At 71.9% G+C, this 24,581-nt stretch carries 20 protein-coding genes and 1 riboswitch; of the genes, 7 read left to right on the forward strand and 13 right to left on the reverse strand.

Features of this window, described 5'->3' with window-relative positions; genetic code table 11:
* Positions 1 to 5: 5 nt before the first annotated feature.
* A complete protein-coding gene (locus tag QLQ12_RS32070; RefSeq protein WP_282764266.1) occupies positions 6 to 281 on the reverse strand; it encodes an isoamylase early set domain-containing protein in 276 nt (91 codons plus the stop codon).
* Positions 282 to 344: 63 nt separating this feature from the next.
* Here QLQ12_RS32070 and QLQ12_RS32075 point away from each other — a divergent pair, with 63 nt between their 5' ends.
* On the forward strand, positions 345 to 794 hold the full coding sequence (locus tag QLQ12_RS32075) for a GNAT family N-acetyltransferase (RefSeq protein WP_282764267.1): 450 nt from the start codon (positions 345 to 347) through the stop codon (positions 792 to 794).
* 4 nt (positions 795 to 798) lie between these two features.
* On the opposite strand, the gene hemQ is transcribed toward QLQ12_RS32075, so the two are convergent.
* The 3 genes from hemQ to hemE all read right to left on the reverse strand — a co-directional run bounded on the left by hemQ (position 799) and on the right by hemE (position 3,975).
* The gene (gene hemQ, locus QLQ12_RS32080; protein ID WP_282764269.1) at positions 799 to 1,500 is read right to left on the reverse strand and encodes a hydrogen peroxide-dependent heme synthase; all 702 of its coding nucleotides are present in this window, start codon (positions 1,498 to 1,500) and stop codon (positions 799 to 801) included.
* A complete protein-coding gene (hemG, locus tag QLQ12_RS32085; RefSeq protein WP_282764270.1) occupies positions 1,497 to 2,876 on the reverse strand; it encodes a protoporphyrinogen oxidase in 1,380 nt (459 codons plus the stop codon). Before hemG ends, hemQ begins: the two co-directional genes overlap by 4 nt.
* Positions 2,877 to 2,940: 64 nt before the next feature.
* On the reverse strand, positions 2,941 to 3,975 hold the full coding sequence (gene hemE, locus QLQ12_RS32090) for a uroporphyrinogen decarboxylase (RefSeq protein WP_282764271.1): 1,035 nt from the start codon (positions 3,973 to 3,975) through the stop codon (positions 2,941 to 2,943).
* An 81-nt stretch (positions 3,976 to 4,056) separates the two neighbouring features.
* Between hemE and QLQ12_RS32095 the strand changes: the two genes are divergently transcribed.
* Entirely contained in the window at positions 4,057 to 4,629 is a 573-nt protein-coding gene (locus QLQ12_RS32095; protein WP_282764272.1) for a DUF3000 domain-containing protein, read from the forward strand.
* Between the two features lie 19 nt (positions 4,630 to 4,648).
* On the opposite strand, the gene QLQ12_RS32100 is transcribed toward QLQ12_RS32095, so the two are convergent.
* Positions 4,649 to 5,686 (reverse strand): S1C family serine protease, encoded by a 1,038-nt coding sequence (locus tag QLQ12_RS32100; RefSeq protein ID WP_282764273.1) that lies wholly within the window; start codon positions 5,684 to 5,686, stop codon positions 4,649 to 4,651.
* Between the two features lie 146 nt (positions 5,687 to 5,832).
* On the opposite strand from QLQ12_RS32100, the gene QLQ12_RS32105 reads away from it, so the two are divergent.
* From QLQ12_RS32105 to QLQ12_RS32120, 4 genes are all read left to right on the forward strand, one after another.
* On the forward strand, positions 5,833 to 7,146 hold the full coding sequence (locus tag QLQ12_RS32105) for a ribonuclease D (RefSeq protein WP_282764274.1): 1,314 nt from the start codon (positions 5,833 to 5,835) through the stop codon (positions 7,144 to 7,146).
* Between the two features lie 317 nt (positions 7,147 to 7,463).
* Positions 7,464 to 8,657, forward strand: a complete 1,194-nt coding sequence (locus tag QLQ12_RS32110) for a thiolase family protein (protein WP_282764275.1) — start codon at positions 7,464 to 7,466, stop codon at positions 8,655 to 8,657.
* A complete protein-coding gene (locus QLQ12_RS32115) occupies positions 8,654 to 10,714 on the forward strand; it encodes a 3-hydroxyacyl-CoA dehydrogenase NAD-binding domain-containing protein (RefSeq protein ID WP_282764276.1) in 2,061 nt (686 codons plus the stop codon). Before QLQ12_RS32110 ends, QLQ12_RS32115 begins: the two co-directional genes overlap by 4 nt.
* Positions 10,715 to 11,067: 353 nt before the next feature.
* Positions 11,068 to 11,715: a hypothetical protein gene (locus QLQ12_RS32120; protein WP_282764278.1), complete on the forward strand. Its 648-nt coding sequence runs from the start codon at positions 11,068 to 11,070 to the stop codon at positions 11,713 to 11,715.
* Positions 11,716 to 11,756: 41 nt separating this feature from the next.
* Here the strand turns inward: QLQ12_RS32120 and QLQ12_RS32125 are convergent, their stop codons facing one another.
* The 6 genes from QLQ12_RS32125 to dxs are packed head-to-tail and all read right to left on the reverse strand — an operon-like array spanning position 11,757 to position 19,729.
* The gene (locus QLQ12_RS32125; RefSeq protein WP_282764321.1) at positions 11,757 to 12,932 is read right to left on the reverse strand and encodes a sensor histidine kinase; all 1,176 of its coding nucleotides are present in this window, start codon (positions 12,930 to 12,932) and stop codon (positions 11,757 to 11,759) included.
* Between the two features lie 41 nt (positions 12,933 to 12,973).
* Positions 12,974 to 13,648 carry a response regulator transcription factor gene (locus QLQ12_RS32130; protein ID WP_282764279.1) on the reverse strand — a complete coding sequence of 225 codons (675 nt, stop codon included), beginning with the start codon at positions 13,646 to 13,648 and terminating at the stop codon, positions 12,974 to 12,976.
* 58 nt (positions 13,649 to 13,706) lie between these two features.
* Positions 13,707 to 15,026 (reverse strand): outer membrane protein assembly factor BamB family protein, encoded by a 1,320-nt coding sequence (locus QLQ12_RS32135; protein ID WP_282764280.1) that lies wholly within the window; start codon positions 15,024 to 15,026, stop codon positions 13,707 to 13,709.
* A 53-nt stretch (positions 15,027 to 15,079) separates the two neighbouring features.
* Positions 15,080 to 16,444, reverse strand: a complete 1,365-nt coding sequence (locus tag QLQ12_RS32140) for an outer membrane protein assembly factor BamB family protein (protein ID WP_282764281.1) — start codon at positions 16,442 to 16,444, stop codon at positions 15,080 to 15,082.
* 19 nt (positions 16,445 to 16,463) lie between these two features.
* Positions 16,464 to 17,777, reverse strand: a complete 1,314-nt coding sequence (locus QLQ12_RS32145) for an outer membrane protein assembly factor BamB family protein (protein WP_282764282.1) — start codon at positions 17,775 to 17,777, stop codon at positions 16,464 to 16,466.
* A gap of 41 nt (positions 17,778 to 17,818) precedes the next feature.
* Entirely contained in the window at positions 17,819 to 19,729 is a 1,911-nt protein-coding gene (gene dxs / locus QLQ12_RS32150) for a 1-deoxy-D-xylulose-5-phosphate synthase (RefSeq protein ID WP_282764284.1), read from the reverse strand.
* 143 nt (positions 19,730 to 19,872) lie between these two features.
* Positions 19,873 to 19,955, forward strand: a riboswitch (ZMP/ZTP riboswitch).
* A 14-nt stretch (positions 19,956 to 19,969) separates the two neighbouring features.
* Between dxs and QLQ12_RS32155 the strand changes: the two genes are divergently transcribed.
* Positions 19,970 to 20,830, forward strand: a complete 861-nt coding sequence (locus QLQ12_RS32155; protein ID WP_282764285.1) for a bifunctional 5,10-methylenetetrahydrofolate dehydrogenase/5,10-methenyltetrahydrofolate cyclohydrolase — start codon at positions 19,970 to 19,972, stop codon at positions 20,828 to 20,830.
* Positions 20,831 to 20,995: 165 nt separating this feature from the next.
* Here the strand turns inward: QLQ12_RS32155 and QLQ12_RS32160 are convergent, their stop codons facing one another.
* Together QLQ12_RS32160 and QLQ12_RS32165 are read right to left on the reverse strand one after the other, a co-directional pair.
* Positions 20,996 to 22,447 carry a class I SAM-dependent RNA methyltransferase gene (locus QLQ12_RS32160; protein ID WP_328518329.1) on the reverse strand — a complete coding sequence of 484 codons (1,452 nt, stop codon included), beginning with the start codon at positions 22,445 to 22,447 and terminating at the stop codon, positions 20,996 to 20,998.
* Between the two features lie 92 nt (positions 22,448 to 22,539).
* On the reverse strand, positions 22,540 to 24,567 hold the full coding sequence (locus QLQ12_RS32165) for an APC family permease (RefSeq protein WP_282764286.1): 2,028 nt from the start codon (positions 24,565 to 24,567) through the stop codon (positions 22,540 to 22,542).
* Positions 24,568 to 24,581 lie beyond the last annotated feature (14 nt).

Here is a 24,581-nt window from a genome sequence, read left to right on the forward strand (position 1 = left end):
AACGCTTATAGGCGAAGTTCGCTCCCGTTCGGCCCGACCGCGTCGGCCTGCTCGTCGTCCAGCCAGACGCCGTCGGTGGCCAGGTAACGGAACCGGTAGTGCCCCGGATCGAGCGGGACGCTGACCGTGCGGGTGCCGTTGCGCCGCACCTGCATCTCGTGCCGTCCGGGCTGCCAGTCGTTGAAGTCGCCGACCACGCTGACCTGGCCCGCCGGCTCCTCGGCCGGCAGGGAGAAGGTGACCCGGGTCTTGTTGCCGAACAGCTTGCTGCGCTTGATCATGTCGTCCTCCACCGAGCCTGGCTTCGTCGGTACAACGGCAGGACTGCCACGTATGTTGTGGCGATGCATCCCGAACCCCACGACGAGCTGCGAGTGGCGTCCTTCCGAGATCTCGACACCACTACTCTCTACAAGATTCTCAAGCTGCGCAGTGAGGTTTTCGTGGTCGAGCAGGAATGCGCCTATCTCGACCTGGACGGACGGGACATCGAGTTCGGAACCCGGCACATCTGGTGCGAACGGGCCGACGAAGTGACCGGCTACCTGCGCATCCTCGCGGACGAGGGCGGGGTGGAGCGGATCGGCCGGGTGGTGACCGCCCCGGGCGCCCGCGGCGCCGGACTCGCCGGACGGCTCATGAAAGAGGCGCTGACGGTGATCGGCGGCCGGCCGGCCGTGCTCGACGCACAGGCGCACCTCGCCGGTTTCTACGCGAGGTACGGCTTCGAGCCGACCGGGCCGGAGTTCCTGGAGGACGGCATCCCGCACGTGCCCATGCGGAGGGACGCCTGAGGAGTCAGGGCAGGTTCGCCACCAGCTCGGCGACCGAGCGGCGCCGGCCGGTGTAGAACGGGACCTCCTCGCGGACGTGCCGCCGGGCTCCCGACGCGCGCAGGTCCCGCATCAGGTCGACGATGCGGTGCAACTCGTCCGCCTCGAAGGCCAGCATCCACTCGTAGTCGCCGAGCGCGAACGAGGCGACCGTGTTGGCGCGCACGTCCGGGTACGGCCGGGCCATCTTGCCGTGCTCGGCCAGCAGCGCGCGGCGCTCCTCGTCGGGCAGCAGGTACCACTCGTAGGAGCGGACGAACGGGTAGACGCAGATGTACGGCCGCGCCTGTTCACCGGCCAGGAACGCCGGCAGGTGACTGCGGTTGAACTCGGCCGGGCGGTGCAGCGCCATCTGCGACCAGACCGGCTCCAGGTGGCGGCCCAGCCCGGTGCGGCGGAACAGCCCGTAGGCGTCCTGCAGCGCGTCCGGCGACTCCGAGTGCCACCACACCATGATGTCGGCGTCGGCGCGCAGGCCGGACACGTCGTAGGTGCCGCGGACCACCACGTCCTTGCTCGCGAGCTGCTCGATGAGCGCGTCCACCTCGCCGGCCAGCTCGTCGCGGAGCGCCGGCAGCGGCGACGACGCCCGGAACACCGACCACATGGTGTAGCGGATCGTGGCGTTCAGCTCCTTGATACGGGCTGCGTTGGTCTGCTCGGTCATCGATTCTCCTCCAAGAACTTGCACACTTCGTCCGCCGCACGCTCACCACTGGCCACGCACACCGGGATGCCGACACCGTCGAACGCCGCCCCGGCCAGCGCCAGCCCCTCCGGCAGCGCGGCCCGCGCCCGGGCGACCCGGTCGGCGTGACCCGGCGCGTACTGCGGGAGGCCACCACCCCAGCGCTGCACCCACGACTCCACCGGCTCCGGCAGCTCCGCGCCGATCAGCGCGCCCAGCTCACGCCGGGCGATGGCGATCAGCGACGCGTCGTCGAGCTGCAGCCGCTCCTGCTCGCCGGCCCGGCCCAGCGAGGCCCGCACGATCACCGGCCCCCGCGCGGTGGCGAGGTGCGGCCACTTCGTGGTGAAGAAGGTCGCGGCCTTGACCAACGTCCCCTCCCCGGGCGGCACCAGGAACCCGGACAGATCCGGCAGCCGCGTGCCGGGCGGCAGGGCCAGACCCGCCAGCGCCACGCTCGCGTACTCCAGTTCGGCGACCTCCGGGTCCCCCAGCAGCCGCGCCGCCGGCGACGCCGGCACGGCCAGGATCACCGCGTCCACCTCGTCGGACCGCGGCGCGGGCACCGGCCCAAAGATCAACTTCCAGCGACCGCCGGGGGTACGGGTGAGCTCACGCACCGGAAGCCCCAGCCGGACCCGGGCCCCGCTCGCCGACGCGGCGGCCGCGACCAGGCGGCTCATCCCGCCCTCGACAGCGGCGAACACCGGCTGCCCGGGAACCCGCCGGCCGCGCGCCTGCGCGGCCCGGACCGCGCCGGCCAGGGTGTGTTCGGTCTCAGCGGTGTGCGCCAACTGGGGCATCGTGACCCGCAGCGACAACCGGTCGGCGCGGCCCGCGTAGACCCCGCCGAGCATCGGGTCGACCAGCCGGTCCACCACCTCGTCGCCGAAGCGCTCGCGGACCAGGGCGCCGACCGCGACGTCCTCGCCGGGAGCCAGCAGCGGGCGGCCGGAGTCGACGTCGGCGTCGCTCGCCGCCAGAGCCACGCCGTCCAGTGCGGACAGGTCGCCCGGCACCCCGACCAGGGTGCCGCCGGGGATCGGGACGAGCCCACCGCCGAAGGCCAGAGCCGCGGGGCGGGCCGCCGGATGCACCAGCGCGTCCCCGAGATCCAGCCGGCGGGCCAGGGCCACCGCCGCCGACTCGCCGCCGCCGGGCGCACTGTTCAGGAACGACTCGGCGCCCCGCTCCACCGGCAGTCCACCCAGGTCACCGGTGCGGAGCTTGCCACCCAGGGCGCTGCTCTGCTCGTACACCACGATCTCGGTTCCGGGCGGGGTGACGTCTCGCAGGCGCACGGCAGCCGCGAGGCCGGCGATGCCGCCGCCGATGATCGCGATCCGCTTCCGCACGCTCTTCACACTCCCAGGTCGCGCCACACCCCGCCCACCGGGGTGGGCCGCTGTGACGCGGCGGTCAGCGGGCCGAGGCCTCGTGGACCAGAGCGACCAGGCGGGTGAGGACGTCCGGGTCGGTCTCCGGCATCACGCCGTGGCCCAGGTTGAAGACATGGCCGGGAGCGGCCCGGCCCTGCTCCAGGACCCGGCGGGTCTCCCGCTCCACGGTCTCCAAGCCGGCGAAGAGGATCGCCGGGTCCAGGTTGCCCTGCACCGCGCGGTCCGGGCCGATCCGCTTCGCCGCCACGTCCAGCGGGGTGCGCCAGTCGACGCCCACCACGTCGGCGCCGGCCTCACCCATCGCCTCCAGCAGCACGGCCGTGCCGACCCCGAAGTGGATGCGCGGCACCCCGAGGTCCAGCAGGCCCCGCAGCACGTTCGCCGAGTGCGGCATCACGTAGCGGCGGTAGTCGGCCTCGGAGAGCGCGCCGGCCCACGAGTCGAAGAGCTGGACCGCGCTCACCCCGGCGTCCGCCTGGACCCGCAGGAACGTCAGCGTGATCTCGGCGAGACGGGCGAGCAGGGCGTTCCACAGGTCGGGCTCGCCGTACATCATCGCCTTGGTCTTGAGGTAGGTCCGGGAGGGACCGCCCTCGATGAGATAGCTGGCCAGCGTGAACGGCGCGCCGGCGAAGCCGATCAGGGGCGTCGCGCCGAGCTCGGCGACCAGCAGCTTCACCGCCTCGGTGACGAAATCGACGTCGGCCGGGGTGATCGGGCGCAGCCGGCCCAGGTCGGCGGCGGTGCGCACCGGCTCGGCCACCACCGGGCCGGTGCCGGCCACGATGTCCAGGTCGATGCCGGCCGCCGCGATCGGCACCACGATGTCGCTGAAGAGGATCGCCGCGTCCACGTTGTGCCGGCGCACCGGCTGGAGGGTGATCTCGGTGACCAGTTCCGGCCGGCGGCACGACTCCAGCATGCCGACGCCCTCACGGATCTTGCGGTACTCGGGCAGCGATCGCCCGGCCTGCCGCATGAACCAGACCGGCGTGTGCGGGACGCTCAGACCACGACACGCCCGGACGAAGGGGGAATCCTCAAGAACCGTCACCGGGCCATCGTGCCACGCGACGGATCGGACCCGGCGGCGCGCCGAGCACGGGCCGCGCCGAGATCGGCATAGGCTGCCCCCATGGCGTCCCCCTCCGCTTCCCCCGAGGCGTTCACCCGCGCCGTTGCCGGGTTGCGCGCGGAGTCGCCGCGGCCGGAGATCCTGCTCGAAGAGATCGCCGCGCCCCAGCGGCTCGCGCCGTACTCGTTCGCCCTCAGCGCCACCGTGCTCCGCAGCGGTGACGAGGTGGCCAGCGGCCGGCTGATCCTGTTGCACGACCCGGCCGGGCACGACGCCTGGCGGGGCGACCTGCGCCTGGTCACGCTGATCACCGCGGAGCTGGAGGAGGACCTGGCCTCCGACCCGCTGCTGCCCGAGGTGGCCTGGACCTGGCTGACCGACGGGCTGGAGCAGCACGCGGCGGCGTACACGGCGATCGGCGGCACGGTCACCCAGACCGCGTCCACCCGGTTCGGCGAGCTGGCCGGCCCGGCGCCCACCGCCGACCTGGAGGTGCGCGCCTCCTGGACGCCCACCTCCGGCGAGTTCGGCGCCCACCTGCGGGGCTGGTGCGCGATGCTGTCGTCCACCGCCGGCCTGCCTCCGCCCGGTGTCGCCTCACTGGCCGACCGGCACCGCGCCCCGGCCGGCTGATCCATCGATCGCCGCGGGCCTACTCGTTGCCGCAGGCGCCCAGCGTCTCGCAGGCGGTCTGGATCGGGATCGCCAGGCCGATGCCCTCGGCGTCCCGGGCCTTCGCCGTGGCCAGCCCGACCACCTGCTTGTTCGCGTTGACCACCGGCCCGCCGGAGTTGCCGGGGTTGATCGGGGCGTCGAACTGGATCGTCGGCCCGTCCTCGGTGTCACGGAACGCGCTGATGACCCCGGTGGTGACCGAGTCCTCCAGGCCCAGCGGCGCACCGACCACCATCACCTGCTGACCGGACTTCACCGCACCGGCGGCGACCTCGAGCGCTTTGATCTCCCGGTTGGCGCGCAGCAGCGCCAGGTCCTTGCCCTGGTTCACCTTGACGATCGTCGCTTCGATCCGGGTGGTCCCACGCTCCAGCGTCACCTGCTTGGCGCCGCTCTTGAACACCTCCTCCACCACGTGGAAGTTGGTGAAGAGGTTGGTCCGCCCGCCGGCCTGCCCGATCGCGAAGGCCGTGCCGGTGAACTCACCGGCCCGCACCCGGAAGACGCTGGGCAGCACCCCGGACGCGACGCCCTCCGAGTCGAAGACCGAGGTGAGCTTCTTCTCCAGCTCCTGCGTGCGGCCCTGCGAGGCGTCGACCGCCTCGGCGAGATCGCCGCTTCTCTGGATCATGCTCTCCACCCGGAACGCCTGCCACCCGGCGACCAGCACCAGGGCCGCCACCAGGCCGATGATGATCGGCCTGCTCCGGTTCACCCGCCGCCGCGGTTCCGGGGCCGGGTCCGGGACCTGAACCTGGGGGTAGACCGGCTGCTGGGGCGGGGCGGACCACTGCGGCTCGGGCGCCCACTGCTGCTGCTGAGGCCATTGCTGCTCGGGCGCCCACTGCTGCTGGGGCCACTCCTGCTGCTGGGGCTGCTGCTGGGGCTGGCTCCACGGGTCCACCGCCTGCTGGGTGTTCCAGGATCGGTCCTCCTGCCAGTCCCACTCCTGGGCGCGACGCCGCGCTCCGCCGGTTCCGTTAGCGGGCGTAAAGGGCTCAAACGGTGCGGTCATACCGGCGCGGCCTCCCCAGGTTTCGGCGCTGCGACAGGTGATACGCACGGGAACGCTGAACGGATGAACCCCCCGGAAGATCGAGAATCGACGCGCCGGAACCCCTGCTGCGCACGGCGGGGGTGTCACCCCCGTACGGTTACGGAGTGACCGACGAAGCACCCCTGCGCCGTCGGGACTCGCCGGACACGGCAGGGGACGGACCGCACCTTGTGCCGCCCGACCCGACATCTGGCGGTCCCGAGGATTCCCGCCCCGCGACACCGCTGACCGCACCCCGTGATGGCACGCCTCCTCCGGTGGAGACATCGGAGGAGTTGGCCGAGGTCGTCGCCCGGATGACCGGGGGCACCGGGCCGATCGCCGTGGACGCCGAGCGCGCCTCCGGCTACCGCTACACCCAGCGCGCCTATCTGGTGCAACTGCGCCGGGCCGGTGCGGGCACGGTGCTGATCGACCCGCTTCCGCTGGACGATCTGCGCACTCTGGACATCGCTCTGGCCGACACCGAGTGGGTGCTGCACGCCGCCAGCCAGGACCTGCCCTGCCTGGCCGAGTTGGGCATGCGGCCGCGCCGGCTGTTCGACACCGAGCTCGCCGCCCGGCTGGCCGGGTTCGAGCGGGTCGGCCTGGCCGCGCTGACCGAGCAGCTTCTCGGCTTCTCGCTGGAGAAACACCATTCGGCCGCCGACTGGTCGACCCGCCCGTTGCCGGACTCCTGGCTCACCTACGCCGCGCTCGACGTGGAGCTGCTCACCGACCTGCGGGACGTGCTGGCCGCGGAACTGGAGCGGCAGGACAAGACGGCGTGGGCGGCCGAGGAGTTCGCCGCCCTGGTCGCGGGCGCGGACCGCCCGCCCAAGGCGCGGCCCGACCCGTGGCGGCGCACCTCCGGCATCCACCGGGTCCGCGGCGCCCGCGCCCAGTCCCGGGTGCGCGCGCTCTGGCACGCGCGCGACGGTGTCGCGTCCCGCCGTGACTCGGCGCCGGGCCGGGTCCTTCCGGACTCGGCGATCGTCGCGGCCGCCGAGCTCGACCCGAAAGACGAGCGCACCCTGCTCGGCATTCCCGGTTTCGGGGGCCGTTCGGTGCGCCGGCTGGCCCGGATCTGGCTGGACGCCCTGGACCAGGCGCGTTCCCTGCCGGACGAGGCGCTGCCGGTGAACCAGCCGGTGGACGGTCCTCCGCCGCCGCACCGCTGGGCCGAGCGGGACCCGGTCGCCGCGGCCCGGCTGGCTCGCTGCCGGCAGGTCGTGGTGGGCACCGCCGAGCAGTACAACCTGCCGCCGGAGAACCTGGTCAGCCCGGACTTCATCCGCCGCCTGGCGTGGTCTCCGCCGGACGAGGTCACCCCGCGCACGGTCGGCGACACGCTGCTCGGTTTCGGGGCCCGCAACTGGCAGGTGGGCCTGCTCGCCGATCAGCTCGCCGAGGTCCTTCCCGAACCCAAGACCCTTTAAGCGGGCGTACGGGTCACCCCGCCGCCGACCGCATCGGCCACGTCCCGTGGAGTCCACGCGACGTGGCCGCTGCTCACGGCCCCGGCGCGCCCTTCGGGCAGGGCTGCCACGCACCGGTTCGCCGGCGCCCGGCGTCCGCCGGCCTCGTCGGAGCGCGACCAAATGCGAGGGGATTTTCCTTTCAGTCCCGGTTTGCAACGCCGATTGATCAGGCTGACTCCGAGATGTGACGTTTCCCCGGAGGCCCTGGCAGCTACTAGTTACCGGCGAGTAGCATTGCCGACACATTTGGGTTCACGCCCGCAAGGAGGCTTGCTGTGCCCCGTGAAGTACGCGAGGTCGTCTTCGTCGACGGCGTCCGCACCCCGTTCGGCAAGGCGGGCGGCATGTATGCCGAGACCCGCGCCGACGACCTGGTCATCCGCTGCATGCGAGAACTGCTGAAGCGGAACCCCAACCTCCCGCCGGAGAAGGTGGAGGAGGTCGCGATCGCGGCCACCACCCAGATCGGCGACCAGGGCCTGACCGTCGGCCGGACCGCCGCTCTGCTCTCCGGCCTGCCCAAGACCACTCCGGGTTACTCGGTGGACCGGATGTGCGCGGGCGCCATGACCGCGGTGACCAATGTCGCCGGCGGCATCGCGATGGGCGCGTATGACATCGCCATCGCCGGAGGCGTCGAGCACATGGGCCGGCACCCGATGGGCGAGGGCGTCGACCCCAACCCGCGGATCCTGGCCGAGAAGCTGGTCGACCCGTCCGCCCTGGTCATGGGCTCGACGGCGGAGAACCTGCACGACCGCCTGCCGCACATCACCAAGGAGCGGGCCGACAAGTACGGCCTGAACTCCCAGATCAAGACCGCCAAGGCGTATGCCGATGGCAAGATCCAGCCCGACCTGGTGCCGGTCGCGATCCGCAGCGCGGAGCTCGGCTGGGGCCTGGCGACCGTCGACGAGGCCCCGCGCCAGACGTCGCTGGAGAAGCTGGCCACCCTGAAGACGCCGTTCCGCCCGCACGGCCGGGTCACCGCGGGCAACGCGGCCGGCCTCAACGACGGCGCCACCGCGGCCATCCTGGCCGACGAGGCGACCGCCCGTGAGCTGGGTCTGCCGGTCGCGATGCGCATGGTCTCCTACGCGTTCGTCGGCGTCGAGCCGGAGATCATGGGTTACGGCCCGATCCCGTCGACGGAGAAGGCGCTGAAGAAGGCCGGTCTCACGATCGACGACATCGGCCTGTTCGAGCTGAACGAGGCCTTCGCGGTGCAGGTGCTCGCCTTCCTGGACCACTACGGCATCGCCGACGACGACCCGCGGGTCAACCCGTGGGGCGGCGCGATCGCCATCGGTCACCCGCTCGCGTCCTCGGCCATCCGCCTGATGACGCAGCTCGCCCGGCAGTTCGCCGAGCGTCCCGACGTCCGCTACGGCGTCAACGCCATGTGCATCGGTATCGGCATGGGCGGCACCGTTATCTGGGAGAACCCGTACTGGGAGGGCGCCAAGTGATCGAGAACCCGAACGAGGTAGTCACCAAGGCGATCCTCCGCCTGGTTCAGGTACCCGGGCTGGACAAGCCCGCGGCCCTGATCACGCTGGACAACGGCTTCGACCACAAGAAGCCGAACAGCTTCGGCCCGGGCGGCCTCGCGTCGCTCGACGAGGCGATCACCGCGGCCACCGCGGCGAACCCGGCGTTCATCGCGCTGACCGGTAAGCCGTACATCTTCTGTGTCGGCGCGGACATCACCGGCATGCCGCTGATCAAGACCCGCGAGCAGGCGCTCGCGCTCGGCGAGCTGGGCCACAAGGTCTTCGCCCGCCTCAAGAACAGCGAGATCCCGACGTTCGCGTTCGTCAACGGCGCGGCGATGGGCGGCGGCCTCGAGGTCGCGCTGCACTGCCACTACCGCACGGTCTCCACCGGCGCGGCGGCGCTCGCCCTGCCCGAGGTCGCGATCGGCCTCATCCCCGGCTGGGGCGGCAGCCAGATCCTGCCGAACCTGATCGGCATCATCAACGCGGCCACGGTCATCCTGCAGAACCCGCTGACCCAGAAGACGCTGCGCCCGAAGCAGGCCAAGGAGTGGGGTGTCGCGGACGCCCTGTTCGAGGCGGCCGACTTCCTGGAGGACTCACTGGCCTGGGCGGCCGGCGTCGTCAAGGGCGACGTCACCGTGGAGCGCCCGGAGATCGACCGCAAGGACTGGGACGGCGTCCTGGAGTTCGCGAAGGCGGTGCTGGACGAGAAGCTGCACGGCGCCGTCCCGTCCGCCAACCGGGCCCTCGAACTGCTGGCCCTGGCCAAGACCGCGTCCTTCGAAGAGGGCACCGCGGCCGAGACCGAGGCTCTCGCCGACCTGATCCTGGGTGACGAGGCACGCGCCAGCCTGTACTCGTTCGACCTGGTCCAGCGTCGTGCGAAGCGCCCGGTCGGTGTGCCGGACAAGTCGCTGGCCCGCAAGGTCACCAAGGTCGGCATCATCGGCGCCGGTCTGATGGCCTCCCAGCTCGCGCTGCTGTTCCTGCGCCGCCTGCAGGTGCCGGTCGTGCTGACCGACCTCGACCAGGAGCGGGTCGACAAGGGCGTCGGCTACGTCAACGCCGAGATCGACAAGCTCGTCTCGAAGCGCCGGATGGACGAGGGCACCGCGGCCCGGCTGCGTCAGCTGATCAGCGGCTCGGTCGACAAGTCCGTCTTCGCCGACGCCGACTTCGTGATCGAGGCGGTCTTCGAGAACCTCGACCTGAAGAAGCAGATCTGGGCCGAGTTCGAGAAGATCGTCAAGCCCGAGGCGGTCCTCGCGACCAACACCAGCTCGCTGTCGATCACCGAGATGGCTGCCGACCTGCAGCACCCGGAACGGCTCGTCGGCTTCCACTTCTTCAACCCGGTCGCCGTCCTCCCGCTGCTGGAGATCATCCGGGGCGAGAAGACCGACGACGCGACGCTGGCCACCGCGTTCGAGGTCGGCAAGACCCTGAAGAAGTCGTCGGTGCTGGTCAAGGACGCTCCGGCGTTCGTGGTCAACCGGCTGCTCACCCGGGTCACCAGCGAGATCTTCCAGGCCGTCGACGCGGGCACCCCGCTGGACGTGGTCAACGTCGCGATGGACCCGTTGGGTCTGCCGATGCGCCCGATCGCGCTGCTGCAGCTGGTCGGCCCCGCGGTGGCGTACCACGTGGGCGAGACGCTGCACGCGGCCTTCCCGGACCGCTACGTCGACTCCCCCAACCTCAAGAGGATCGTCGACGCCGGCCTGCCCGTCATGGTCGACAAGGAGATCAACCCCGAGGTCGTGAAACTCCTCGAGGTCGGCGACTCCCCGCTGACCGCCGACCAGGTGCGCCAGAAGGCGCTCGACGGCCTGGCCGAGGAGATCCGCATCATGCTCGACGAGGGCGTGGTCGCCGAGGCGCAGGACATCGACCTGTGCATGATCCTCGGCGCCGGCTACCCGTTCCATCTGGGCGGCGTCACGCCGTACCTGGACCGGAGCGGCACCGCCGAGAAGGTCACCGGCAAGCGGTTCCTGCGTGACGGCGTGGCGAACGTACCCGCCTGATCATCTCGCAGACGGCGAAACGCCCCCGCACCCGTGAGGTGCGGGGGCGTTTCTCTTTTCACCCGACAGCGGTCGGCTAGGGCTGCGGATCGCCGATAGGATCCACCGACATCACAAGTTCTGGAGCGTCGATGACGTACCCCCCTCACTCCGGTGAGCCCACTCCTTCCTCATACCCGCCACCCCAGCCGCCGCAGTACGGGCAGCCCCAGCCCCCGCAGTACGGGGCGCCCCAGTCGCCGGCCGCGCCCTCATACGGAGCCCCCCAGCCCCCGCAGTACGGGCAGCCCCAGCCCCCGCAGTACGGGGAACCCCAGCCCCCGCAGTACGGGGCTCCTCAGTACGGACAGCCCGTGCCGCCCCAGCCGCAGTTCGGCGCACCCGGTTTCGGCCCGCCGCCCGGCTTCCCGGTCCCCCCGCCTCCGCGGAAGTCCCGGACCCTGCCGATCGTGCTGATCTCGCTGGGCATCGTGATGGTGCTCTGCATCGGTGGCGGCACCGCGCTCTACCTGTTCGGCAAGAACGCCCTGGACGACGCCGCCGCGATCACCATCACCGAGCCGGCGACCCTGGGCGGCCGCCCCAAGCAGGAGAGCAAGGAGTTCGAGGCGATCACCGCGGACATGGAGAAGAGCCTCAGCTCCTACGCGGGCGCGGAGAGTTCGTTCGGCGCGATCTACGGCTCGCCCGCCGACGAGAACATGGTCGCCGCCCTGGCCACCAAGGCCCTGATCGCCGACCCGCAGAAGGAACTGGACGCCTCGTTCAAGACCTTCGGCCAGAGCGCGAAGGTCGAGGGCCTGACCAACGCCGACACCGGCACCCTGGGTGGTGTGGCCCAGTGCGGCACCAGTTCCATCGAGCAGATCGACGTCGCGATCTGCGGCTGGGCCGACAAGGGCAGCGTCGGCATGGTCATGTGGTTCTTCAAGTCCGCCCCCGACGTGCAGGCCGAGTTCCCGAAACTGCGTGCCGAGATCGAGACGAAGACTTCGAAGTGATGCCGAGCCGTTGCGGGCCGGCGTGCCCGCCCCGCACGGCGTCAGAACCGCCGACGCGGGATGCTCGCCGTCGCGGCGACGACCGGGGTGGCCTCGGCGGGCGGCAGCACGACGGTGACCTCCAGGCCGCCGCCCTCCAGGGCGACCGCGGAGACGGTGCCGCCGTGCGCGTCGCAGACCGCCCGCACGATCGAGAGCCCCAGGCCGGAGCCACGTGACCCGGTGCGTTCCCACCCACCCCGCTGGAACGGCTCGAACAGGCCGGGCACGTCGGCCGGCTCCACCTCGTAACCGGTGTTGCCGACGATCAGCCGGACCTGCCCGCCGGCCGACTCGGTGCGCAGCCACAGCCGGCCCATCAGATGGTTGTAGCGGATCGCGTTCTCGATCAGGTTTCCGGCCAGCCGGTCCAGCAGACTGGGGTCGCCGACCACCGGGGCCGGTTCCAGCTCGGTGGTGACCTCCAGTTTCAGGCGCTCCGCCTCGGCCTTCACCGCGGACAGCGCGTTCAGAACGCTCATCGCCAGGTCGGCGGGCACCTTGCGGGCCAGCCGGCGCCCGGACTGCGCCTCCGAGCGGGCCAGCACCAGCAGCGCGTCGACCAGTCCGTTCGCCCGCTCCGAGGCGTTGCGGACCACCTTGGCCATCCGCCGGTACTCGGCGACGTCGGCCTCGTCGTCGCTGAGCGTCACGTCGATCTCGGTGCGCATCACCGCGAGCGGGGTGCGCAACTCGTGCGACGCGTTCGCCACGAACCGTTTCTGCGACTCGAACGAGGCCGCCAGCCGGTCCAGCATGGCGTCGAAGGTGCGGGCCAGTTCGGCCACCTCACCGTCCGCGCCGGTGTAGCGGATCCGCTGGTCCATCGTCGCCTCGCCGAGTCGCTGGGCGGTCTGGGTGACGTCACGCAGCGGGCGCAGAGCGCGGCCGGTCACCGCGTACGCCAGCGCGATCCCGATGATCCCCACCGCCGCCAGCGCGCTGAACCCCTTGAACAGCAGCTCACGGGAGGCGTCGGCGACCATTTTGGCCTGCCAGGTCAGCGCCTCCCGGGTGGTGCCGTCGGCGAGAGTGACCGTCGACCCGGCGCGCAACTCGTCGACCGGGTGCAGCGACTCGCTGACCAGCAGCCAGGCCAGCAGCACCAGCACCGCGCCGGCGCCGACCAGCAGGATCCCGTTGAGCAGGGTGAGCCGCAGCCGCAGGGTCGGGGGCATCTCGAACCGCAGCGGGCGGCGGGCCCGGCCCGGATAGACGGTCACGACGCCACGACCGGCTCCGGCACCCGGTAGCCGGCGCCCACCACGGTCTCGATCAGCGGCGGATCGCCCAGCTTCTTGCGCAGCGTGTTGATGGTGACCCGGACGGTGGTGGTGAACGGGTCCATGTTGGCGTCCCACACCCGCTCCAGCAGCTCCTCGCTGGACACCACGCCGCCCTTGGCCTTCAGCAGCTCCAGCAGGACGCAGAACTCCTTGTTGGTCAGTTCGAGCACCACCCCGCCACGGGTCACCACCCGGCGGGCCTGGTCCAGCGCCAGGTTGCCGGCGGTGAGCACCGGCGGAGCGGCCGGGGTGGCGCGCCGGCCCAGCGCCTGCACCCGGGCCACCAGTTCCTTGAAGTCGAACGGCTTGGCCAGGTAGTCGTCGGCGCCCAGTTCCAGGCCCTCCACCTTGTCCTCGACCGAGGAACTGGCGGTCAGCATCAGCACCCGGGTCAGCGCGCCCGACTCGACGAGCGCCGCGCAGATCTCGTCGCCGTGCATGCCGGGCAGGTCACGGTCGAGCACGACCACGTCGTACCGGGTCACGTACGCCATCTCGTGCCCCTGAAGGCCGTCGTAGGCGACGTCCACCGCCATCCCCTTGCGGCGCAGGCCACGCACGATCGCGTCAGCCATGTCCCGCTCGTCTTCCACCACCAGCACGCGCACCGCAGACCTCCACACATCCGGGCCGTAGGTGCAGGTTACCGACCGGTTGCCAGGAGCGTCAGAGCCGCCAGACGGCGAGTGACGAGTCGAGCCGGCGGCAGAGCAGGACGCCCTTCCCGAACTGGCAGTCACCGGCGATCCGGTCGGCGGCGCCGGTCACCCGCACCCGGCCGGTGCCGAGGTCGAGGACGCCGTACCGGACGGAGCCGTCGGAGCGGCGGATCCGGTGGACGTAGGCGGTCCCCGGCGCCGGGCCGGGGCCACCACTGACCCAGGCGCCGATCCGGGCCACGATGCGGCCGGTGCCCGGGTCGAGCACGTCCAGCACGGGTTCGGCCTCCTGCGAGTGCGACACCAGGACCCGGTCGCCGATGACCTCGCTGGTGTCATAGGGGTCGGCGCGCCAGATCTCCCGCCCGGTGGCCGGATCGATGCCGACGAGGCCGTCCTGCATCGCGACGGCGCAGATCACCGGCCCGCAGTCGAGCTGATAACCCTCCTCCGGCAGGACCGGGTCGTCACGCCGCCAGCGCTCGGTCAAGGTCCGTTCGTCGTAGGCGACGATCTCCCCGGTGTCCCGGCCGATCAGCAGCAGGCCGGCCGCGACCTGGAACGACGTGCCCGGCCCGACCGGCTGCCTGTGCCGGCCGGTGGCGGTGATCGCACCGGTCAGCCCGTCGCGCGCCTCCAACCGGCCGTCACCGTGCAACGTGTAGAGGAACTGCGGGTATCCCTCCCAGAAGTACCCGGACTCCACCGCCAGCTGGCCGTTCTCCGGCTGCTCCACCGACCAGCGCACGGCTCCGGTCCGCGGGTCGAGGGCATGCCAGACCGACCGGCTCTCCTCCGTCCGCACCTCGGGTTCCTCGCTGGCCAGCAACAGACCGCCGTCCGGCGAGCGGCCGTACACCGTCACGGCGCGTTTCCAGACCGGCTGCCCGCCGCCGGCCCGGACGGCGACCGTCCCGGGCGTCCCGAACTCGTAGTCGTTGTAGCTGACCACCAGCGTGCCGTCACCACCGTCGTTGACGGTGAAGATGTCGCCGGTCACCGGGACGGTGTAGGTGCCGAGCAGATTCATTCCGGGCAAGTCGTAGGAGCGGATCGTGTGGGTCCGCGCCACCGTGCCGAACGGGTCGCTCAATCCGATCACGTAGAGCCGGTCACCGACGACGTGGACGCTCTCGCCCAGGGCCAGCGGCAGCACGACCGGGGCCGGCGGTGGCGGCGGAGGCGGCCCGGCGCCCCCGAGCACGGCGAGCAGGATCACCGCGAGAAGACCCAGGATCCAGCGGTACGGCACGGGAGCCGTCGGCAGGGAGGGCTCCTCCGGGCCGTCGGCCGGAACCTCACCGAGGTCGATCAGGGCGTCCCGCACGCCGGTCTCCCGCTCCAGCAAACGACTGCCCCCAGGGTTTTATCGCGACGGGCTCAGATCCGGTAGGCCCAGACCCGTAGGCCTCGGACGTCCCGACAGATTACGTACCTCTCGTCGCCGCCGCACTCCCCGCCCAGGCCCTCGGCTGTTCCCAGCACCCGCACCTCCGGTTGCCCCGGAAGGACCGCCCCGAAGACCCGCCCGCCGCTCCGGTCGCCGCGCCACACCAGCAGCACGTGGGCGGCGAAACCGTCCACCTGACCGGTCCAGCCGCGCAGTTCCAGCCGGGGCTCTCCGGTCGTGGCGTCCACCAGCCGTACCGGGGCGCCCGAGGCCGGCCGGGACTCGAGCACCCACCCGGCCCGAACGGCCAGGGCGACGTCGTAGGGTCGCGTCCAGGCGGTCTTGCCGGTCCGCCGGTCCAGCACCCGCACCTCGCCGCCCCCGGCGACCTCGCCGCTGCCGCTGCAGAGCAACCCGGCGCAGTTCACCGGATCGGCCCCGGCGTTCAGGTCCCGGGTCCAGAGCCGGTTGAGGGTGTGCGCGTCGTAACCCACCTCGAGCCCGGCCTCCGGATAGCCGATCAGGGCCACGTCGTCCAGAACCTCGCTGCTGCCCGGCCCCGCGCCGGCCATCTCCGGCAGGCCAGCCTCGCGCAGCACCTCGCCGGTCCGCGCGTCCCGCAGCGTCATCCGGTCCGAGGCCGTGATCAGCACGGCCGGCCGGTCACCGGCGACCGGCTCGGCGGTCACCGAGCCCCCCGGCGCGGCGGTCCACAGCACCGCGCCGCTCGCCAGGTCCAGGCCGCGCACCTCGGTCCGCAGCGGCGGCTCGGTGTGCGGCTGCCCGTCGGCCGAGAAGTAGAGCATCCCCGGATCACCGGAGTCCTGGTCGTAGAGGGTCCCGGGCCGGAAGATCCGCTCGGTGACGAGCGCGGTGCCACCGGACGAGGCGGTGATCCGCATCGGGGTGGTCCACCGCACCCGGCCGGTCTCCGCGTCCAGGACACTGCTGGACAGGCCTGCGGTGAGCACCAGCAGGCCGCCGAACCGCTCCACGCGGACCACCCCGAAGACGCCGTTCACCGGGTCGAACGAGGCGCTGATCGGCACCTCGGCGGTCCACAGCCGGTGCGGCGCGGGCTCCAGCGCCCACGCCGTCAGGATCCGGGCCCGCCCGGCCGAGGCGACCGTGAACGCCCGCCCTCCGGCCATCTGGATCGGCGCCTCGGTGCCGGCCTCGGCCGGTATGAGGCCGAGAGGACGCCAGAACGTGCCGCCGCCGGGCGCCGCTCCGCCGAGGGCGAGCAGCAGCGCCGCGGCCACCACGAGACCGAGATGCCGGTAACGCCACGGGGGCGGGCGACGCCCACCGGACCGGTCGGGCGGGGCGTCCAGATCCAGGTCGATCAACGCCACGCCCGTACCCTCCTGAAGATCAACCCGCCTCGGTCCGGTAGGACCAGACGATCAGTTCGCCGTAGACCGACCGGCAGATCAGGCGTTCCGGCGCGGCCTGGCACTCCCGCGTGCCGGCGGGCAGTTCGGCGAGCAGACGCGGCCGGGACAGACCCGGGGCCGCGACGGCGACCATGGTACGCGGGCCCGGGGCGATATCCCTGGTGACCAGCACCTCTCCGCCGCCCGTGATCCCGCCGACCAGCCGCCAGCCGGTCACGTCCACCAGCAGCCGGCCGGTCGCCGGGTCCACCAGCCCGGTCGGCGCCTGGGGCCCGTCCGCGTACGCCACCACCCGGTCGCCGACCGTCTCGACCGAACGCCAGCCGGGACGGTGCCAGCGCGCGTCGCCGGTCGCCGGGTCGATGGCGCGCACCCCGTCCAGCCCGACCAGACAGGCCAGCTCGCCGCATTTGACGATCTCCAGGGTGCCGACCGACGGCTCGGTCCACATCGGCCGCAACGTCGCCGGGTCGTACGCGGTCACCTCGATCCCGGACGGCCCGGGGTGCCGCAACAGCACCTGGTCGCCGGCGACCACGGGGTTGCCGGGGTCGTAGTTGGCGGCCGGCACGTCCCGGACGGCGAGCAGGGCGCCGGTCCGGCCGTCGTACAGATGGGCGGTGGCGTCGTCGCGGACCAGCAGGATCCGGGCCGAAGCGCCGGCCGGCGCGGGCACGCTGAGCAGGACCGCGGTCGACGGCACCCAGAGCCGCCATCGGGCCAGCCCGCCGTCGGGGTCCAGCGCCTCCACCGCCCGCTCCACCCGCCGACCGGTGCCGAACGACTGGCTACGCACCCCGTCGACGGCGAACATCAGCCCGGTGCCGTCGAGACTCACCACGCTGCGCTCGTTGTGCCACTGCTGGGCGCCGTCGCGCAGCGAGACCGCGGTGGTGCCCGGCTCGGTGTTGCCGGCGCCCCAGGGGCGCAGCAGCAACAGCCCGTCGCCGGTCCGCAGCCGGTAGGTCGGGACGGCCTGGGCGACCCGCCACTGCCGCTCGCCGGTCTCCAGGTCGTACGCGGTGAGCTCACCGGCCGCCTGAACGACCAACTGGCCGGTGTCCGCCACCACGTACGGATCGCCGGGACCGATCACCACCCGTAGCAACGCCGCGAGCGGCGGGGGCGGGGGCGGCCCCGAGGCCGTCACGGAGAAGAGCAGCAGCGCCGCGATCAGGGCTGGGGCGAACCAGGACGGCGTCAGCTGACCGCCCCGGTGGTACGCCGTCGGCTCACCCCGATCCATGCCCAGGTCGATGACGACTGGCACGCCGGCGGTGTCCGCTCCCATCCCTTCAAGTTACGGTTCCGTAACGACCTTTGCCCAGGGGCTCAGACCCGGATGTCACGCTCCTCCAGACCGGACACGCACTCGGTCACGTCACGGGCGATGTCCTGCGCGGTCAGGCCCAGCGAGGCAAGGATCTCGGCGCGGGTGCCGTGCGGGTGGAAGCCAACCGGCACGCCGAAATCGCGCAGCGGCGTGGACACGCCCGCGTCCCGCAGCGCGCTCGCCACCGCGTCACCGACACCGCCGGCCCGGACGCCGTCCTCCAGCGTCACGACCAGCCGGTGCTGGGCGGCGAGACCGGTCAGCTCGATCGGCACGGGGCGGACCCAGCGCGGGTCGACGACCGTCACGCCGTACCCCTGCTCGGCGATCCGCTCCGCGGCGTCCAGCGCCATGCCCACGAAGGAGCCGACGGCGACCAGGAGCACGTCGTTGCGCTCGTCCTCGCGGAGCACGTCGATCTGGCCCACCCGGCGGATCGCCGGGGTGTCCGCCGGGACCGCGCCGGTCGGGAACCGCACGATGGTCGGGCCGTCGTCGACCGCGACCGCCTCGCGCAGCTCCTCACGCAGCGTCGAGGCGTCACGCGGGGCGGCGATCCGCAGCCCGGGCACCACGCCGAAGACGCTCATGTCCCACATGCCGTAGTGGCTCGGCCCGTCCGGCCCGGTGATGCCGGCCCGGTCCAGCACGAACGTCACCGGCAGCTCGTGCATCGCCACGTCCAGCAGGACCTGGTCGAAGGCGCGGTTGAGGAAGGTCGCGTAGACCGCCACCACCGGGTGCAGGCCGCCCATCGCCAGGCCGGCCGCGCTGGTCGCCGCGTGCTGCTCGGCGATGCCCACGTCGTACGCCCGCTCCGGGTACTTCTTCGCCAGCGCGGCGATGCCGGTCGGCTCGGCCATCGCGGCGGTGATGCCCACCACGTCGGGACGCTCGTCGGCGATCCGCACCAGCTCCTCGGCGAAGACCTTCGTCCACTTCAGCGCCGACGAGGGCAGCATCTTGCCGGTCTCCACGTCGAACGCGCTGGGGCTGTGCCAGCAGTCGGCCTCGTCCTGCTCGGCGGGACGGTATCCGTAGCCCTTGCGGGTCACCGCGTGCACGATGACCGGCGCGTTGAAGCCCTTGGCCCGCCGCAGCGCCGACTCCATCGCCTGCTGGTCGTGACCGTCGACCGGGCCGATGTATTTCAGGCCCAGGTCCTCGAACATCGGCTGCGGGCTGACCGCGTCCTTGATGCCCTTCTTGACCGCGTGCAGCACCTCGAAGACCGGCTTGCCCACCACCGGCGTCTGGCCCAGCGCGTCCTTGACCAGGTCGAGCACCTTCTCGTAACCCGGGTTGAGGCGCAGCGTGGAGAGGTGGTCGGCGAGCCCGCCGATGGTCGGCGCGTAGGAGCGGCCGTTGTCGTTGACCACGATCACCAGACGGTTCTTCGTGGCGGCGATGTTGTTGAGCGCCTCCCAGCACATGCCACCGGTCAGCGCGCCGTCACCGACGACCGCGACCACGTGCCGCTCCTCGCCGCGCAGCGTGAACGCCTTGGCCAGGCCGTCGGCGTAGGACAGGGCGGTGGAGGCGTGCGAGTTCTCGACCAGGTCGTGCTCGCTCTCGGCCCGGCTCGGGTAGCCGGTGAGGCCGCCACGCTGACGGAGCAGGTCGAAGCCGTCCTGCCGGCCGGTGACGATCTTGTGCACGTACGCCTGGTGGCCGGTGTCGAAGAGGATCTTGTCGCGTGGGGAGTCGAAGACCCGGTGCAGCGCGAGGGTCGTCTCGACCACACCGAGGTTGGGCCCGAGGTGACCCCCGGTCCGCGACACCTTGGCCACGAGGAAGTCACGGATCTCGGCCGCGAGCAGCGTCAGCTGCTCCGCGGACAGTCGCTTCAGATCACTCGGGTGGGTGATGCTGGACAGCAGGCCGGCCGGGGTCGAGGGGGAGTCGCTCATGAGGGAAGAGTCTATCCGCGCCACGCCCGGACGCGACTTGAGCAAACGGACCGTCACCAATCCTCCACACAATCGCGACCTCATCCGACCGGCGTGCCACCCCACCCCGGCTGGCCGATGGGTGGAGCCGTCCGGCATCCTGGAAGGCACGCAGCGACTGGCGGCACGAGGATGGTCGAACCATCAGGGAGCTCGTCACGAGGAGTCGACCGCCTGGGCTCCCCGCCGAAGGAGTCGCACATGTCGACCGCTCGTCTTCTTCCGGGCGCCCCCGTCGCCGAAGCCGTCCTCGACGACGTCAAGGCGCGGGTCGCCAAGCTCAAGGAACGCGGCATCCGGCCCAGCCTCGCCACCATCCTGGTCGGCGACGACGACGCCAGCGCCGGCTACATCCGAATCAAACAGAAGCAGGCCGCCGAGCTCGGCTTCGAGTCCCCGCACGAGCACCTGAGCGGCGACGTCACCCAGGCCGACCTGCTCAAGGTGATCGCCGGGTTCAACGACGACTCCGACGTCCACGGCGTCCTCATCCAGTACCCGATCCCCGCCCACCTCGACTACGACGCCGCTCTGCAGACCCTCGACCCCGACTCCGACGTCGATGGCATGCACCCGCTCAACATGGGCCGCCTCGCCGTCGGCCTGCCCGGCCCACTCCCCTGCACCCCCGCCGGCATCGAGGCGCTGCTCGCCCACCACGAGATCGAGGTCTCCGGCCGCGAGGTCGTCATCCTCGGCCGCGGCGCCACCCTCGGCCGGCCGCTCGCCATGCTGCTCGCCCAGAAACGGCCCACCGCCAACGCCGCCGTCACCGTCGTGCACACCGGCGTGAAGGACTGGCCCCGCTACACCCAGCGTGCCGAGATCCTGATCGCCGCCGCCGGCGTGCCCGGCATCATCAAGCCCGAACACGTCAAGCCGGGCGCGGTCGTCATCGGCGCCGGCGTCCGCTACGAGGGCCGCCGCCTGCTGCCGGACGTCGACGAGTCCTGCGCCGAGGTCGCCGGCGCCATCACCCCCCGTGTCGGCGGCGTCGGCCCCACCACGGTCGCGATGCTCTTCCGCAACGCGGTCACCGCCGCCGAACGAGCAAACCCCTAAAACCCTTCCTCCGGTACGGCTACGCCTCAGCACCGTGCCTCCCACGCGGCGTCGCTGCGGCTCCAGGCCGCAGCGCCCCCGCCGGGCTGCTGCCCACCACCACCCACCTCTCCCGCCGTCGCCCACCACGGCCACACCACCCGCGTGGTACGGCGGTGGGTGGGCTCAGGCGGGGACCAGGTGGGCCACGCACTCGATGTGCTGGGTCATCGGGAAACAGTCGAAGGCACGCAGCCGTTCGACACGCCAGCCGAGCGAGCGGAACGTCTTCAGGTCACGGGCGAGCGCGGCCGGGTCGCACGCCACGTAGGCGACGGCCCGGGGACGGGCGGCGGCGATCGCCCGGACCACCCGGGCGCCCGCGCCGGACCGCGGCGGGTCCAGGACCACCAGGTCGACCGGGCCGGTCACCCGCCGCCGGGCGAGGGCCGCCTCGACGCGCGCCTCGACGATCTCGGCCTGCGGCAGGTCGGCCAGGTTGGCGCGGGCCGCGGCCACCCCGGTCGAGGAGGACTCGACGACGGTGGTGCGGGCTCCGGTGCGTTCGGCGAGGGCCGCGGCGAAGAGGCCGGCGCCGCCGTACAGGTCCCAGGCGATCTCGCCTTCGGCGGGCCGGAGCATCTCCAGAACCGCGTCGACGAGCGTGCCGGCCGCGGCCGGATGCACCTGCCAGAAAGCCTGCGCGGGTACGCGCCACGCACGCCCCCCGGCGTGCTCGGTCACCTCGACGGGGCCGGCGAGGCGGATCAGCGGCCCACCCTCGGCGGCCTCGTCCAGGTCGTCACCGGACGGCGGGGCGGCCGAGCCCGCGTGCCGGGCCAGGACGGCGACGTCCCCGCCGGTGGAGGCGACCGCCTGCAGGGAGGCGAGGTCGGGCCAGTCGTTGGCGAGCAGGTCGAGTCCCTGGATCGCGGGATGTGCGATCCGGCAGCGGTCGATCGGCACCACCTGGTTGGACCGGTGCTGCAACAGGCCGGGACGGCCGGCCGCGTCGATGGCGTAGCGGATTCGGCTCCGCCAGCCGAGCAGCCGCTCCGGATCCTCGTCAACACCGCAGCCGCCCATGGCCGCCGCGACGGACTCGCTCGGCACGACGGACGGGGACGACGACGCGGCGGACGGGACGGAATCGCTCGGCGAGACGGACGGAGACGACGACGCGGAAAGCGGGACGGGTTCGCTCGGCGAGACGGATGGCGGGCGGGATGTGGTGGGACGGGCCGGGTTCGGCGGTAGCGGTTCCACCCGTACGAAAATCTGGTCCTGATCTTCTGGGGTGAAGCCGGCCAGGCGGGTGAGCTGGTCCCGGACCACCGCGGCCTTCCAGCGCAGCTGCGCGTCGCCGGAGGCGTGCTGGAGGTCGCAGCCTCCGCAGGCGCCGGGACGGGCGTACGGGCACGGCGGGGTGACCCGGTCCGGGGAGGCCTCGTGGATCTCCACCGCGTCGGCCCGGAGGTAGCCACGATGCAGTTCGGTGATCTCGGCGGTGACCCGCTCGCCGGGCAGCGCGTGCCGGACGAAGACGACCCGGCCGTGCGGGCCGCCGATCCGGGCGACGCAATGCCCACCGTGCGCCGGGGCACCCACCGTGACCTCGACCCGGTCGCCCTCGATCAGGTCCTCGTCGGCGGCGAGGCTCCCGGCGGCGGCCGTCTCTCCGCCGGGCAGGTCCTTGCCGGTGCTGGTGGGAGCGGTTTCGGAATGGGCGCTCACGAGTGCTCCTCGTCGTCGGTCGAGCCGGCATGCGTGCGGGGCCCGCGGGCGGGAGCGCGGCTCAGCACCCGGTCGAGGCGGTCGAGATCGCGGTCCTGGCTGGAGCGCAGCTGCCAGGGCACGCTGGTGACCATGACGCCGGGCTCGAAGAGCAGCCGGCCCTTGATCCGCAGCGCGCTCTGGTTGTGCAGCAGGTTCTCCCACCAGCGGCCGACCACGTACTCGGGGACGAAGACGGTGACGACGTCGCGCGGTGAGCTGCGGCGCACGCTCTTGACGAAGTCGATGATCGGCCGGGTGATCTCCCGGTACGGCGAGTCGACCACGGTGAGCGGCACCGGGAGCTGTCGACGTTCCCACTCGGCCTGGATGGCGCGGGTGTCGTTGTCGTCGACGTTCACGGTGACGGCGGTGAGCGTGTCGGGGCGGGTGGCCTGTGCGTAGGCGAGCGCCCGCAGCGTCGGCTGGTGCACCTTGCTGACCAGCACCACCGCGTGGTTGCGGGAGGGCAGCATGGGCCGCTCGTCGGTGGGTTCGAGTTCCTCGGCGACCCGGGTGTAGTGCCGGTTGATGGCGACCATCAGCGCGTAGATGACGATCATGGCGGCGATGGCGATCCAGGCGCCGAGGAGGAACTTGGTGATCAGGACGACGATCAGGACGGCGCCGGTCAGGATCATGCCGAACGTGTTGATCGCCCGGGACCGGATCATCCGCCGTCGGCGGGCGGGGTCGCGCTGCGTCCTCAGCAGGCGGTTCCAGTGCAGGATCATGCCGGCCTGGGACAGCGTGAACGACACGAAGACACCCACGATGTAGAGCTGGATCAGCTTGGTCACCTCGGCCTCGAAGGCCACGATCAGCACCATGGCGGCGGCCGCGAGGAACAGGATGCCGTTGCTGAAGGCCAGCCGGTCGCCACGGGTGTGCAGCTGGCGGGGCAGGTAGCGATCCTGGGCGAGGATCGAGCCGAGCACCGGAAAGCCGTTGAAGGCGGTGTTGGCGGCCAGGAACAGGATCAGCGCGGTGACCGCGCCGACCAGGTACAGCAGGATCGACCCGCTGCCGAAGACCGTCTCGGCGAGCTGGGTGGTGACCGTCTTCTGGACGTAGCCCTCCGACGCGGCGTTCGGGATGATCTGCAGCACCGGGTTCTCGACGAACTTCAGGTGGGTCGCCTGCGCCAACAGGATGATGCCGTAGAGCATGACGATCGAGAGGCCGCCCAGCAGCATCAGGGTGATCGCGGCGTTCCGGCTCTTCGGCTTCTTGAACGCGGGCACCCCGTTGGAGATCGCCTCGACGCCGGTCAGCGCCGCGCAGCCGGAGGAGAACGTCCGCAGCAGCAGGAAGGCGAAACCGGCCTGGGTGAAGTCGTTCTCCTCGGCGACGATCGTCAGGTCGGCGCTGGGCGCCCGCAGGTCCTCACCGAGCACGAGCACCCGGAACAGGCCGGTGAGGATCATGCCGACGATGACGACGACGAAGAGGTAGGTGGGCACCGCGAAGGTGGCCCCGGACTCCCGCAGGCCGCGCAGGTTGAGCGCGCTGAGGATGAGGATCGCGACGATCGCGATGATCACCTTGTGGGTGGCCACCCACGGGATGACCGAGCCGAGGTTGCTCACCCCGGACGAGATCGACACCGCGACGGTGAGGATGTAGTCGACCAGCAGGGCGCTGGCCACACCGAGCCCGAACTTCGGGCCGAGGTTGACCGTGGCCACCTCGTAGTCGCCGCCGCCGGACGGGTAGGCGTGGACGTTCTGCCGGTAACTGGCGACCACCGTCACCATCACCACCGCGACCGCGAGCGTCACCCAGGGCGAGTACACGTAGGCGGCCGCGCCGGCGATCGAGAGGGTCAGCAGGATTTCGTCGGGCGCGTACGCCACGCTGGAGAGCGCGTCGCTGGCGAAGACGGGCAGCGCGATCCGCTTGGGTAGCAGGGTGTGCTGCAGCTTGTCCGAGCGGAAAGGCCGCCCGAGCAGCAGCCGTTTGGCTAGAGAGGTGGTACGTGCCACGAGTGCCAAGGGTA

Origin of the sequence: Actinoplanes sandaracinus (assembly GCF_030009775.1) — a bacterium.
Taxonomy (GTDB): Bacteria; Actinomycetota; Actinomycetes; order Mycobacteriales; family Micromonosporaceae; genus Actinoplanes; species Actinoplanes sandaracinus.

Bases quoted from the DNA above. Each gene is read 5' to 3' on its own strand.
- QLQ12_RS32145 (WP_282764282.1), bottom strand. From the start codon at position 17,777: ATGGGAGCGGACACCGCCGGCGTGCCAGTCGTCATCGACCTGGGCATG.
- QLQ12_RS32070 (WP_282764266.1), bottom strand. From the start codon at position 281: ATGATCAAGCGCAGCAAGCTGTTCGGCAACAAGACCCGGGTCACCTTC.
- QLQ12_RS32125 (WP_282764321.1), bottom strand. From the start codon at position 12,932: ATGCCCCCGACCCTGCGGCTGCGGCTCACCCTGCTCAACGGGATCCTG.
- QLQ12_RS32155 (WP_282764285.1), top strand. From the start codon at position 19,970: ATGTCGACCGCTCGTCTTCTTCCGGGCGCCCCCGTCGCCGAAGCCGTC.
- dxs (WP_282764284.1), bottom strand. From the start codon at position 19,729: ATGAGCGACTCCCCCTCGACCCCGGCCGGCCTGCTGTCCAGCATCACC.
- QLQ12_RS32095 (WP_282764272.1), top strand. From the start codon at position 4,057: ATGGCGTCCCCCTCCGCTTCCCCCGAGGCGTTCACCCGCGCCGTTGCC.
- hemQ (WP_282764269.1), bottom strand. From the start codon at position 1,500: ATGACCGAGCAGACCAACGCAGCCCGTATCAAGGAGCTGAACGCCACG.
- QLQ12_RS32075 (WP_282764267.1), top strand. From the start codon at position 345: ATGCATCCCGAACCCCACGACGAGCTGCGAGTGGCGTCCTTCCGAGAT.
- QLQ12_RS32100 (WP_282764273.1), bottom strand. From the start codon at position 5,686: ATGACCGCACCGTTTGAGCCCTTTACGCCCGCTAACGGAACCGGCGGA.